Annotated in this window: 13 protein-coding genes; 8 read left to right on the forward strand and 5 right to left on the reverse strand. The window is 67.1% G+C overall.

What is annotated here, in order from left to right:
• Together GFS60_RS18365 and GFS60_RS18370 are read left to right on the forward strand one after the other, a co-directional pair.
• On the forward strand, positions 1-1,230 hold the full coding sequence (locus GFS60_RS18365; protein ID WP_159923383.1) for a TerD family protein: 1,230 nt from the start codon (positions 1-3) through the stop codon (positions 1,228-1,230).
• A gap of 9 nt (positions 1,231-1,239) precedes the next feature.
• The gene (locus GFS60_RS18370; protein ID WP_159923385.1) at positions 1,240-2,799 is read left to right on the forward strand and encodes a TerD family protein; all 1,560 of its coding nucleotides are present in this window, start codon (positions 1,240-1,242) and stop codon (positions 2,797-2,799) included.
• Between the two features lie 3 nt (positions 2,800-2,802).
• Here GFS60_RS18370 and GFS60_RS18375 read toward each other — a convergent pair whose 3' ends face one another.
• From GFS60_RS18375 to GFS60_RS18385, 3 genes are all read right to left on the reverse strand, one after another.
• The gene (locus GFS60_RS18375; RefSeq protein WP_159923387.1) at positions 2,803-4,209 is read right to left on the reverse strand and encodes an ABC1 kinase family protein; all 1,407 of its coding nucleotides are present in this window, start codon (positions 4,207-4,209) and stop codon (positions 2,803-2,805) included.
• A gap of 116 nt (positions 4,210-4,325) precedes the next feature.
• Complete coding sequence (locus GFS60_RS18380; RefSeq protein WP_159923389.1) at positions 4,326-5,180, reverse strand: LLM class F420-dependent oxidoreductase; 855 nt, start codon at positions 5,178-5,180, stop codon at positions 4,326-4,328.
• A 58-nt stretch (positions 5,181-5,238) separates the two neighbouring features.
• A complete protein-coding gene (locus tag GFS60_RS18385; protein WP_159923391.1) occupies positions 5,239-5,559 on the reverse strand; it encodes a GYD domain-containing protein in 321 nt (106 codons plus the stop codon).
• A gap of 82 nt (positions 5,560-5,641) precedes the next feature.
• On the opposite strand from GFS60_RS18385, the gene GFS60_RS18390 reads away from it, so the two are divergent.
• Positions 5,642-6,481, forward strand: coding sequence for a DUF72 domain-containing protein (locus GFS60_RS18390; protein ID WP_159923393.1), 840 nt, complete (start codon positions 5,642-5,644; stop codon positions 6,479-6,481).
• 42 nt (positions 6,482-6,523) lie between these two features.
• On the forward strand, positions 6,524-6,997 hold the full coding sequence (locus tag GFS60_RS18395; RefSeq protein WP_159923395.1) for a hypothetical protein: 474 nt from the start codon (positions 6,524-6,526) through the stop codon (positions 6,995-6,997).
• 4 nt (positions 6,998-7,001) lie between these two features.
• Here GFS60_RS18395 and GFS60_RS18400 read toward each other — a convergent pair whose 3' ends face one another.
• Entirely contained in the window at positions 7,002-7,517 is a 516-nt protein-coding gene (locus GFS60_RS18400) for a MarR family winged helix-turn-helix transcriptional regulator (RefSeq protein ID WP_374432977.1), read from the reverse strand.
• A 75-nt stretch (positions 7,518-7,592) separates the two neighbouring features.
• Here GFS60_RS18400 and GFS60_RS18405 point away from each other — a divergent pair, with 75 nt between their 5' ends.
• The 3 genes from GFS60_RS18405 (at position 7,593) to GFS60_RS18415 (ending at position 11,325) form a co-directional block, all read left to right on the forward strand.
• A complete protein-coding gene (locus GFS60_RS18405; protein ID WP_159923399.1) occupies positions 7,593-9,017 on the forward strand; it encodes an FUSC family protein in 1,425 nt (474 codons plus the stop codon).
• A 496-nt stretch (positions 9,018-9,513) separates the two neighbouring features.
• Positions 9,514-10,182 carry a SanA/YdcF family protein gene (locus tag GFS60_RS18410; protein WP_159923401.1) on the forward strand — a complete coding sequence of 223 codons (669 nt, stop codon included), beginning with the start codon at positions 9,514-9,516 and terminating at the stop codon, positions 10,180-10,182.
• 63 nt (positions 10,183-10,245) lie between these two features.
• A complete protein-coding gene (locus GFS60_RS18415; protein ID WP_159923403.1) occupies positions 10,246-11,325 on the forward strand; it encodes a VIT1/CCC1 transporter family protein in 1,080 nt (359 codons plus the stop codon).
• Here the strand turns inward: GFS60_RS18415 and GFS60_RS18420 are convergent.
• On the reverse strand, positions 11,289-11,942 hold the full coding sequence (locus GFS60_RS18420; RefSeq protein ID WP_159923405.1) for a TetR/AcrR family transcriptional regulator: 654 nt from the start codon (positions 11,940-11,942) through the stop codon (positions 11,289-11,291). The two genes, GFS60_RS18415 and GFS60_RS18420, sit on opposite strands and share 37 nt — an antisense overlap.
• Before the next feature lie 60 nt (positions 11,943-12,002).
• Here GFS60_RS18420 and GFS60_RS18425 point away from each other — a divergent pair, with 60 nt between their 5' ends.
• On the forward strand, positions 12,003-12,698 hold the full coding sequence (locus GFS60_RS18425) for an enoyl-CoA hydratase-related protein (protein WP_159923407.1): 696 nt from the start codon (positions 12,003-12,005) through the stop codon (positions 12,696-12,698).
• Positions 12,699-12,736: the final 38 nt, after the last annotated feature.

Raw genomic sequence — 12,736 nt, forward strand, 5'->3', positions numbered from 1 at the left:
GTGTCCACTCCGCTTTCCAAGGGTCAGAACGGCCCACTGAGCGTCAACGAGGTCGTCGTCTCTCTCGAACTGACGGCCGCCGCAGATCTGTCCGCACTTCTCGTGACCGAATCGGGGAAGGTGCGCTCCGACGCCGACTTCGTCTTCTTCAACCAGCCGAGCGGTCCGGGCGTCCAGCTGGTTCCGGGACCTGCCGGTCAGGCGGCCTCGCTGAAGGTGGCGCTCGGGTCGGTGCCCGCCGACATCGAGCAGGTGCGTGCGGTGATCACCCTCGACGACACGAACAGTAACTTCGGCCGATTCGCACCGCCGACCGCTCGGGTGGCTGATGGGTCAGGTAACCCGTTGTACGAGTACAAGATCGAGGGCCTGAACTCCGAGTCGATCGTGATCGCCCTCGAACTGTATCGGCGTCAGGGTGCCTGGAAGGTGCGGGCCGTGGGCCAGGGATACGCCGGCGGATTCGCGGCACTCGTCACCGACCACGGCGTGTCCGTCGACGACGCGCCCGCACCTGCACCCACACCGCCTCCGGCCGCACCGACACCGCCTCCGGCGCAGGCAGCTCCCACTCCGCCTCCGGCGCAGGCAGCTCCCACTCCGCCCCCGGCTGCGCCGGCCGCCCCGGCCGAGGTCAGTCTCACCAAGTCGCGGCCGGTCAGCCTCACCAAGGGGCAGAAGGTCACTCTCCGCAAGGAGGGGGGCGTCGCGCTCACGTACATCCAGATGGGCCTCGGCTGGGACCCGGTCGAGAAGCGTGGAATGTTCGGCAGCCGTTCCGCAGACGTCGATCTCGACGCGTCGGCAGTGCTGTTCGCCGACAACAACCTCGTCGACGTTGCCTACTACGGACAGTTGGCCTCCAAGGACGGTTCGATCCGGCACCAGGGTGACAACCTCACCGGGGAGGGCGCCGGCGACGACGAGGTGATCATGGTGGATCTCACCCGCATCCCGCCGCACGTGTCCAGCATCGTCTTCATCGTGACCTCCTACCGGGGGCACACCTTCGAACAGGTGAAGAACGCTTTCTGCCGGTTGGTCGACAGCACCTCGCAGGCGGAGCTCGCCCGGTTCACCCTGCAGGGCGGCATGCCGTTCACCGGGATGGTGATGGCCAAGGTGTACCGCGTCGGCGGCGAATGGAAACTCCAGGCGATCGGTGAGGGCATTCAGGCCAAGCACGCCGGTGAAGCGGCTCCGCAACTCACCCGCTTCCTCGGCATCTAGGGCAGGGCGGTGACGATTCACCTCGCGGCCGGCCAGAACACGGTGCTGCCTTCGCATTCGGTGCGTTTCCAGGCGGTGAATGCGAGTCCGATCGACGTGTCGGTGCTCGTGGTCGACGGGAACCTGCGCGCGCTCTCGTCCGATCACTTCGTGTTCTACAACGCTCGATGCGCGGCCGGCGTGACTCTCGACGACGGCAACGTGATTCGGCTGGATCTCGGCGGGGTGGACGGCACCGCTTCGGCGGTGCTCTGTGTGGTGAGTGTGGACCCGACGGCCGACGAGGGAACACCTCTCCCTCGTAGCGGTTTGTCGGCCACACTCTCCGACGAGCAGGGCGCTCCGCTGGTCGCTTTCGAGGTGCCGCTCGTCGGCAGCGAGACGGCGGCGATCTGCCTCGAGCTCTATCGCCGCGGCGACGAGTGGAAGGTGCGGGCCGTCGGGCAGGGCTACGACGGCGGCCTGGCGGAGCTGCTCACCCGGCACGGGGTCGAGGTGGACGAGCCGAAGCCGACAGTCCCTGCCCCTGCGCCTGCCGGGCCTGCCGCCGTGCCCCTCGACCCAGCCCACTCGTTCGAGCGGGCGTGGATGATCTTCGAGGATGCAGCTCGCTCTGCCGCCTCCTTCCGGGCATCCCGCGACTATGCCCAGGCCCGGCTGGACGATGAGCTGTCGGCGTCGGTGGCCGACCAGTCCACGAGAAACAGCCCCGCCGCGGCGGGATTGCAGGCCCGAGCCCAGGAGCGTCACGACGCGCTCCTCGCCGAGGCCCAGTCGAAATTCGCGGGTGAGACAACGCAGCTGGCCGAGGAACTCCGCGTCATCGACCCGCTGCTGCCGCGCTCGCTGGCCACCTTCGAATCGACCTCGTGGTCGGCTCGGGACGCGAGCAGGGCGATGACCGACGGTCTGCGGCTCGGCGAATTGTCCGCACCCGATCTCGGCGACCTGCGGGTGCCGTTCTGTGTGCACTATCCGCTGGCTCGCCCGCTGTGGATCGTCGGGGACTCGGCGGAGGCCGCGCCGGTCGTCGCCGCACTGGCGGTACGCATGCTGGTGGCATCCGCCGCGGCAACGCCCACACTCGAAGTCGTGGACCTCAGCGGTTCGTTGCGCGCTCTCACCGAGCCTCTCACCGCGCTGCTGGCTGCCCCGGTGGTGACTACCGCCGCCGACATCTCGGCACGGCTCGCCCCACTCTCGGACAGCGTCGACCTTGCAGAAATGGCCGCCCGCAACGGAATCGCGGATACAAGGCCGTCCCCGCGGCTGGTAATCCTCAACGATTTCCCGCACGGCTACGGAGCCGAGGATGCTGCGCGCATCGTCCATCTGGCCGACCACGGTCCTGCAGTGGGAACGTCCCTGATCATCGTCGGCGACGACAGTGCGGCGGAGACGGACCCCGGTGTCGCGGTGCTCGAGCGAATCGCGCAACAGGTTCCGTCGTCGGGGGTTCTCACCGTGTCCGACCCGTGGACGGGCAACCAGTGGATCCTCACGCCCGACCGGCTTCCCGCCGATCCGCTCCAGCGTGCATCGGTGCTCGAGTCGCTCACCGGGCGGTAACCCTTACTCGTCCGGTAGCTCGATCCCGAGTTCCCGCGACTTCGCGGCGACCGCGTCGGGAAACACGTTGCGGAACAAGAACAGGTCTTGCCCGAGAACCCACCCGGGCGCGAGTTCCGTCGCGTAGCGCTCGAAGTAGCCCAGCTGCTTGCCGAACAGCACCAACTCCTCGGGGCTCGCGACACCCCACTTCTTGCCGATCCCGACCAACGCCATGATCAGTTCGCTGAGGCGCAGTTCGCCGAGGTCACGCCCGAGGAGGGGCGCGAGGGCGGCCGCTACCTGCAGGCCGACCTCCTCGTCGGTCGCAGGGTTGTCCGTCACATATCCCAGGCTCCGGATACCGCGGGCCATCCGGGAGAAGTCGCCGTCGATCAGCGTCGCATAGAACATGTCGCGGAGAATCTGACGCCACGACTCCGGGAGCTCCCCGACGATGCCGAAGTCGAGCATCGCGATACGGCCGTCGTCGAGCACCCACAAATTGCCTGCGTGCACGTCGCCGTGGAAGGGCCCGTGGACGATGACCGATTCGAGCCAGACCTTCACGCCCCGACGGATCAGCATCCGGGTGTCCATGTGTGCGAGGTCGGGGAAACGGTCGAGGGGCAGTCCGTACATGCGTTCCATGCAGATCACGTGGGGACCGCAGTAGTCCCAGTACACCTCAGGGGTAGTGACCCCTTTGTTGTCCCCGAACGCCCCGATGTTGGTACGGAATCGGGCCTGGCGATCGGCCTCGACTGCGCTGTTGAGCTCCGTCATCGTGGCAGCGTGCAGGTCGCGGATGATGGCTGTGGCGTTGGCGATGCGGAAGAACTCGAAGAGCCGCTCGAGGATTCGCGCTCCCCAGTACGCGGTGCGCAGATCCACCACCATGCGGCGGAAGATGTCGGGGCGCTGAACCTTGATGACCGCTTCCCGGCCGTCGTGCAGAACGCAGGCGTGGACCTGCGCAACGGAGGCGGCGGCGAGGGGGATGTCCTCGAACGCGGCGAACAGTGCGTCCACCGGATGCCCCAGGTCTTGCTCGATGACCCTGCGTGCTTCGGCAGCGGGTACCGGTGGGACGTCGTCGAGACATCGCAGGCACGCGTTGGCCAGCGGGGCGGGGAACACCCCGGACGACGACGCCATCAATTGCCCGACCTTCACGAAGGTAGGTCCGAGCACCTCGAACCCGTCGACCAACCCTTCCGACGCCGCGTCCGCGAGGGTGCGGCCGCGGCGACCGAAGGGCCAGCTGGCGACGGAGAACAGCACGTAGGCCACGACGACGACGCCGATGACCACCGCTCGCCACAGTTCCGCGCCGCGAAACCGGTCGAGGGTGACGGCGTCGACGGTCAAGGCTGCTTCGGGCGGTCCCGAGGCGTAGGGGCCGACTGGACGTGCCGTTGGCTCTTGCACAGTTCCTACCTTGCGTTCAGTCCTGGCTGCCGTTCAGTGGGGACCCTACCCCGACCGATGAGCCGGACTTCTGCCGGTATGCGGGACGTGCTGTCACACTATTTCGTTAGCACAAGTCAGATCCCCAGCGCGGTCGCGAGTTCGCGAAGCGAGGGAACCGGATCGTCCCCGGCCGGCAGCACCTGAATAGCGACGTGGTCGGCACCGGCATCGAGGTGTTCGCGCAGGCGTCCGGCGATGTATTCCGTCTCCCCGTGAGCCACCAGGGCGTCGATCAGGTCGTCACTGCCGCCGTCGGCGATTTGCTCCTGGGTGTACCCGAGCCGTTCGAGGTTGCTCACGTAGTTGCGCAGGTGCAGGTAGGGGTTGTCGACGGCGGCGCGTCCGATGGGGCGGGCCCGCGCGGTATCGGTGTCGAGAACGACCTTCTGCTCGGGCGCGAGTATCGGACCTGTGCCGAGGAGTTCGCGGGCCTCGCGGGTGTGTTGAGGAGTGGTCAGATACGGGTGGGCGCCGGCGCTGCGTGCCGCCGACAGCTCCAGCACCTTCGGGCCGAGTGCGGCCAGAACCCGGCGATCGGCCGGCACTCCGGCTTCGTCGAGGACGTCCAGGTAGCTCACCAGAGAGGAGTACGGCTTGCTGTAGTTCAGTCCCGGCTGTTCGGGATGGCCGACGCCGATCCCCAGGAGGAAACGCCCGGCATGACGCTTTTCGAGGCGGTGGAACGATTCCGCGACCTCTTCGGCGGGCGCAGTCCAGATGTTGGTGATGCCGGTGGCCACGGTGATCGTGGACGTGGCGTCGAGCAGGCGCTCCGCCACCTCGAGGTCGGCCGGCGGAGACCCGCCGATCCAGATGGCGCCGTAGCCTGCCTTCTCGATTGCAGCGCCCACCTCGGGCTGTAAACCGCCCGCGTGTCGCCATACGCCGAACTGTCCGAGCTGCGGGGTATTCGCTGTGGTCTCTGTCATGTGGCGTGCAACCTCCCCTGTTCGTCATTCATTCCGGCGACTCGTACTCGGCAGACCGTCAGCTTCCCGGTGCGCGATAGTCGGCCTCACGCCGTACGGCGTCGTCGATCTGTTCGGGCGTCAACAGCATGACCGACTCCGACCGTGCGGCACCGGATGCGGCGGTACGGATGCCGAGAGCGGCGGCCGCGACTTCGTCGGGTACGTCGCCGATGACGAACAGATCTTGTCCGCCGAGCGCGAAGTAGCAGGATTCTACTGTCCCGCCGATGCTTTCGACCATCCGTGTGATCGCCTCGCGTCGGGCGGTGCCACCCTCGGTGAGGAGGCCTTGCGCGCCTTCGGATGAGTACGTGACCTGCCAGAGGTATTTCGGCATGGGGCCTCCTCGGTTGTGGTCCGTCCCATGCTTCTCCCCGGGAGCGATCGCGCGCAAGGGGCAACGCCGTTAGTGTCGTGATATGGCGCAGGCCCGAATAGGTATCTCCGGTTGGACGTATCCGGGCTGGCGTGGTGATTTCTATCCGGAGGGACTGGCTCACCGGAAGGAATTGTCCTATGCGGCGGGGCGTTTGACGTCCATCGAGATCAACGGGTCGTTCTATTCGTTGCAACGACCCACCAGCTACGCGAAGTGGCGGAGCGAGACACCGGAGAACTTCGTGTTCGCGGTCAAGGGTGGCCGCTACATCACCCACATGAAGCGGCTGGTGAATGCGGAGAGCGCAATGGTTAACTTCTTTGCCTCGGGTGTGCTCGCGCTCGGACCCAAGCTCGGGCCGTTCTTGTGGCAGCTCCCGCCGACACTCGCCTTCGACGAGTCGAGCCTGGCCGCCTTCTTCGACCAGCTTCCGCGTACTACCGCGGAGGCGGCGGCGCTCGCGGCTCACCACGACGAGAAGCTGTCCGGCGATCGAGTTCTGCTCGAGACCGATGCCGACCGCCCGCTACGCCACGCGCTCGAGGTTCGCCACCACAGCTTCGACACGGCGGAGGCGACCGAACTGCTCCGTGCCCACGACATCGCCTTCGTGGTGGCCGACACTGCGGGCCGATATCCGTTGGTGGAGGCGACCACCAGCACCTTCGTCTACATCCGGTTGCATGGCGACAAGGAGCTTTACGCAAGCGGTTACGACGACGAGGCGCTGGACGGGTGGGCACGCAAGATCGAGCGGTGGATGGAGCAGGGGCTCGATGTCTTCGTGTACTTCGACAACGACATGAAAGGGTATGCACCGTTCGATGCGCTCCGGCTGATCGACCGCGTGCGGGGGAATGGAGGTGTCGGGCCGCCGTGAGAGGGTGATGGCGCACTTCTCCCGGAGAAAGAGGATCACCCGATGTGGCCTACACACTGGCCGACGGTCGCCCGCGACATTGCCGAAGCGGTCGACACCGCACTCGCCGCTGCTCGCTCGTCGGACGCGGCAGCGCTGACCGAAGCAGCGGCGAAGCTGGACGGGGCACCGCCGGAACAGGTTCGGGTAGTGCTGGCAGCCGTCGTCCGGGAACTGCTCGAGACACTCCACCCCGACGGCCTGACCGGCGAAGATGTGCAAGACGTGCTCGGCCGCTGCGCTCGCGCGGCCGTGCTCTGGTTCCCCGCCGTCCCGGTCGACGCCTTCGTCAGCGTGCTCACGGGCGCACTCGGGGTGACCGAGGTGGAGGAGAACCCGCGATCACCGGAACGCGTGTTCGAGGCGGCGGTTCTGGTGATCGCCGACCTGTCAGCCACGGCCGCAGTGCCCCCTACCGACTACCTGCGGCGGGCGCTCGACGAGATCGCCCGCGCCGAAACCGTCGAAATGCCCTGATCAGCTAGGGGTGGACTCCGGACTCGACGTTGGTGGCGATGCGGCGGAGCAGCCCGGCCAGAACTGAGCGTTCGTCCTCGTCCAGACCGTCGAGCAGCCGCCTGTCGCGCTCGATTCGTCGCGGCAACTCGGCGTCGACGAGCGCGCGCCCGGCGTCGGTCAGGTGAATCAGGACCACCCGCCCATCGCGCTCGAATGGCAGGCGTTCGACGAGGCCGAGCCTGCCGAGGCGGTCGACGTGTTTGGTGGTGGATGCGCCGCTGAGCATGGTCACAGCTGTTACTTCACTGGCCCGCAACGGCCGCCCGCTCCGGGCCAGCACACACAGCACGTCGAATTCGGGGCGGGAGACGCCGTGTTCGTCGAGCGAATGGTCCAACTGCTGCAAAGCGCGCGACCCGATGCGGGTGATCCGTCCGATCACCTCGATCGGCGAGGTATCGACCTCGGGATAGGTTTCGGCCCACTCGCGTCGGACGCGGTCGGTGAAGTCCTCGTCCGGCCGGGAAGTGCTGCTCATGACAGCCATGGTAGCGACCGACCTCACACTAGTTCACAACTATTTTGCTAGTGAAATATACGCTATTCTCGAGCAATGCAGGTTCTCCCTCGATACGTGCCCGACAGCAGTCGACTCGCGCACTGCCGCACTGCGCTGAAGCATTCGGTGGCACCCACCACCTGGCGTCGAGCGCTCGAGGTCCACCCGGTCGACGCCACCATCGCGCCGGCGATACGCGTGGGTGCGGCTACGGCACTGGTGCTGGTGCTGGGCGGACTGCTCGGGCACGGAAACCTGGCGGGACTTGGTGCGCTCGGTGCGCTGACGGCGGCGTTCGGGCGGTACGAGCCGTATCCGCAGCTCGCCCGCAAGGCCGGTTTCGTGGGGATCGCCTTGGTTGTCTACGTCGCTGCCGGCGCACTGCTCGGTGCGGCCGGCTGGGCGGTGTGGTGGCAGATCGCCCTGATGTCGGTGGCCGCGGGTGCCGCTGCCTGGCTGCTGACCGCCTTCCGGATCGCCGGCCCCGGTCCCGTCATCCTGATCTTCGCCGCCACCGCTGCAGTCGGGTATGCCAGGAATCTCTCCGACGTGGGACCGGCTGTGGCCGCTGTCGCAGGCGGAGTGGTCGTCGGGTGGCTCGCCGTCATGACGCCCTATTTCTTCCTTCCGCTCGGACCTGCGCGGCTCGCGGTGGCGAGGGCCCTCGCGGCGGTGTCGGAACTGGGTCGGAAGTGCGACGGTGCAACTCTGACCTCTGCCCGCCGGGCCGTCGATCGTGCGTGGGAGGTGCTGACACACACCGGCAGACGCCAGGACGCGCACGTCCGTCAACTCGCCGCCCTGCTCGCCGACGCGGAAACGGTGGTCGAGCGGTGGACGTCGGATCGAGACTGCGCCACCCTGCACGCCCTCGCCGAATACGAGGGCGAACTTCGCAAGGTGAAGCGCCGCAGTGTTCTTCCCGGGATCGAGGGCCCCGATCGCGAACTGCCGGCGCCCGGACGTTTCCTTCCGGACGGCACGCGCCGGCTGCGGTCACGGGACGCGGCGGTCAGTGCTGCCCGCATTGCGGTGGCAGCGCTCCTCGCCGGATGCTTCTGCCTCACTGTGGGGTTGGAGCATCCGTTGTGGGCATCGATGGGTGCGATGGCGGCCATGCAGGGCATGACTTTCAGTCAGACGGTGCAGCGCGGGATCCAGCGTTTGACCGGAAATCTGGCCGGCGCAGTCCTCGCGGCAGCATTGATCGCCGCGGCTCTGGGGTACTGGCAGACGGTGGTCGTGATCGTCGTACTGCAGACGGCGACCGAACTCGTCGTCATAAAGAATTACGGCTTCGCGTCCGTCGTGATCACCCCGATGGCATTGCTGCTCACCGGTCTGGGGTCGGCAGTCACCCCCGGTATCGCGGTCAGTCGGGTGATCGACACCCTGGTCGGGGTGGTGATCGGCGTGATCGTGTCGGCCGTGGCCATCAGTCGCACGGACGACCACCACGTGTCCCGGCCGAGTGCGTAGAACTGCGAAATACCCTTCAAGTACGCGCCGATCGGGTGTGGAATGTCTGTATGGACACAGAACAACTTCTACCGACGGATCGTCGAAGGATTGCGCGGACAGCCGTGGAGTCGCTCGGTACGCAACGCAGTGATCACGCCATCGTCCGGGTGACCTGCCCGGCCAGTCACCGCGTTGCCACCGTGTACCGAACGGACGAGGGCCCTGTGGTCGTCGCCGGGGGTGGTCCCGGGGGCCACGGATCACGCGATCGGGCGGGCACCGGACATCATGGCGATCGACCCGGCACCGACTACATCGACATGCTCGACGCCTCCAGATTCGAGGACGATCAGATTCCGGCTCGGTGCGCGTGCGGTTCCCGCACACTTTCTCGGACGGAACTTCGGCAGGCGGTCCAGTCTCACACGCACGCCGTCTCGGTTCCCTGAGGGGCCGAGCCGGGGCAGTAGAAACATCCGCGGGTCGGCGAGTCGGCCTGTGGTTGGATACCCGCATGGGGAAACGACGGTGGGTCCGCCGCATGCTCGGGGTGGGAGCGGTGGCGGGGATCCTCGCCGGAATCGTCGTGGCCGCATCGACGGTCTGGGTGTCGCGTCAGGCCACCGGGCACATCTATGACCTCGAGGATGCTCCGGCAGCTCCCGTGGTAATCGTCCTCGGTGCGCAGGTGCGTGACGGCAAGCCGATGGCGTACCTGTCCGGCCGGCTCGACGTCGCCGTCCAGCTCGTGAGGGACGGCCGCGCGCGTGCGGTCCTCGTGTCGGGTGACGCGGGCGGGAGGTCCGGCGACGAGGTCGCGGCGATGACGGAGTACCTGGTGGAGAAGGGCATCGACCGAGATGTGATCGTCGGTGACCCCTATGGGCTCGATACCTACGACACCTGTGCGCGGGCCATACGTACGTATGGTGTGACGAAGGCTCTGATTGTCACCCAGGAATTCCACGTGCCGCGGGCCGTCGCGCTGTGCCGCGACGCGGGCATCGACGCCGACGGCGTCAACGCGGGCTGCGACTGCAGTGTGTTCGCGAGGGCCAGGAACACCATCCGAGAACCACTGTCCAGGCCCAAAGCCGTGCTCGACCTGTTGTCCGGCCGGGACCCCGCGGTGGTGTCCGCTCGGGACGATGCACTCGCGAAGGCACTCGCACGCCAGGACTGACTTCCGGCGTGAGTCACATGCCGCCTCGGTATCCTTCTCACAGTCGACGATCGGAGGCTGAGCATGGTGTCCGATTCCGGTGCCAGACCGGATCCCAGTTCCCAGGACATCCGGAAATGGCGTCGCTATCTCGCCGACGAGCGCGCGGAGGCGGCGGTCTACCGGGACCTGGCAAAGCGTCGAACGGGTGAGGAACGCGCGATCCTCCTTGCACTCGCCGATGCCGAGGGTCGTCACGAAGCGCACTGGCGGACGCTCCTCGGGGAGCACGTCGGCAAGCCTGTGCGCGGTGACCTCCGGACTCGAATCCTGGGTGTCCTCGCGAGAAGATTCGGCTCGGTGTTCGTGCTCGCCCTCGCACAGCGCGCGGAGACGCGATCGCCCTATCCGACGGACGTCGACGCGACCGATGCCATGGGCGCCGACGAACGCATCCACGAAGAAGTGGTACGCGCACTGGCTGCGCGAGGACGGAATCGGCTCTCCGGCACCTTCCGTGCCGCCGTGTTCGGTGCCAACGACGGTCTGGTCAGCAATCTGGCGCTCGTGCTCGGCATCAGCGGAAGCGGCGTCTCCAATTCGATCGTTCTTTTGACCGGTCTTGCGGGTCTGCTCGCCGGCGCACTCTCGATGGGAGCAGGCGAGTACGTGTCGGTCCGATCGCAGCGCGAGCTGCTCGAGGCCTCCACGCCGGGGCGTGCCGCCCGTGAGGCGGTGGCTCTCCTCGACGTCGATGCCAACGAGCTGGCCCTCGTCTACCGGGCGCGCGGAATGTCAGTGGAGGAGGCCGAGAACCGCGCGAACGAGGTGCTGCAGACCACGCATCACCCTGAACCTGCCACCGAGAGCGTCGACCAGCACGAGGCCGTCGGCACCGGCATCGGTGCTGCCGCGGCGAGTTTCAGCTTCTTCGCCTCAGGTGCCATCATTCCGGTACTGCCGTACCTGTTCGGGCTGGAGGGCACCGCAGCGCTCCTCGTCGCTGCTGCGCTCGTCGGCGTGGCGCTGCTCGGAACTGGTGTGGTGGTCGGGCTGCTCTCGGGTGGCCCACCCGTCAAGCGGGCTCTACGCCAACTGGCAATCGGTTACGGCGCCGCGGCCGCGACCTACGTGCTGGGGATGCTGTTAGGGACGGGCAGCTGAGACTCGCCGGGACCTTGCGCGGGGACATTCGGGTCCGTCAGGACCGCGCGTACAGCGTCCGGAAGCTTCTCGCGACGACTGCGCGGCGGCTTCTTCCCCGACTGCAGATAACGCTGCACGAAACTGTGCGGAAGGTCGATGACGGCGAGCACGACGAGGTCCGACTCTCTTCGGCCTGCACGCCCGAACACGTTTCGGGTCAGTGCCGCCATGAGTGCGGCCGTGTCTCTGTCGGTGGCCTGGACCTCCGCTCGCAGCGCCGGGTCGAGATCGAGGTGCAGCACGTCCTCCCGGCGCAGGCGATCGAGTAGGAGTGTGTCCTGCGGCGTCTCGACGCAGTGGTCGTAGAACGCGAGCGCGAGCCGCACGGCCATCTCGACCGGATCACCGGCGGCGTCGCTTCCGTCGGGCCGCACCTGCTGGGTGCGCTGTACCGCCCGTAGCCACACGCGTACCAGCAACTCGTCGACGGACGCGAAGCGGTGATAGATCGAACCGGTCGGTGCACCGGCCCGGGCAGCGATCGCCGTGATGGTCGCCGCTCGGGGGCCGCGCTCGAGTATCACCTCGCGGGCGGCGTCGAGGAGGTCATCAGTGGAGAACGTCGTCCGGGCCATGTGCGCATTCTCTCAGATCGGCCGCTGGACATCTCCAGTTCTAGAATATAGTTTCTAGAAATGACTTTCTCATCGACAACTGGTCCGGCACTGAACCGGGTGGGCGACGTTCTCGTCCTGCATCTCGGCTCGGACGAGAACCGGATGAATCCCGACTGGCTCGACGCCGTCGAATCGCAGCTCGATGTCGTCGCGGCCGAGAGCGGGCCGATCGCACTCGTCACGACGGCATCCGGCAAGTTCTGGAGCAACGGGCTCGACCTGGAATGGCTGATGGCCAACGCGGATGCGATCCCCGGCTTCAGTGCACGCGTGGAGGCATTGTTCGCCCGGGTGCTGGGGCTCGGGGTACCCACGGTCGCGGCGATTCAGGGCCACGCTTTCGGTGCGGGCGCGATGTTCGCCCTCGCACACGATCAGCGCGTGATGCGTGCCGACCGCGGCTACTTCTGTTTCCCCGAGGTCGATATCCAGATCCCGTTCTCCGTCGGCATGACCGACCTCATTCGCGCAAAACTGCCCGTCCCCACCGCGAATGCGGCCATGACCACGGGCCGCCGATACAGCGGCGCCGACGCGGCGACCGCCGGCATCGTCGACCGGGTCGCCCAGGAAGACGACGTAGCCCCCGCGGCTATGGAACGGGCGACAACACTGGCGCCGAAGGCCGGCCCCACCTTGCGAACGATCAAGGAGCGCCTCTACCGCACGGCCCTGGAAGGGCTGACCCAACCGGAGGCGTCAGGTCACCAGTGAACGGATAACGACGTCCTGTAGCGACAGTCGACGCCGCG

It is taken from the genome of Rhodococcus sp. WAY2 (genome assembly GCF_009859915.1).
GTDB classification, from domain to species: domain Bacteria; phylum Actinomycetota; class Actinomycetes; order Mycobacteriales; family Mycobacteriaceae; genus Rhodococcus_F; species Rhodococcus_F oxybenzonivorans.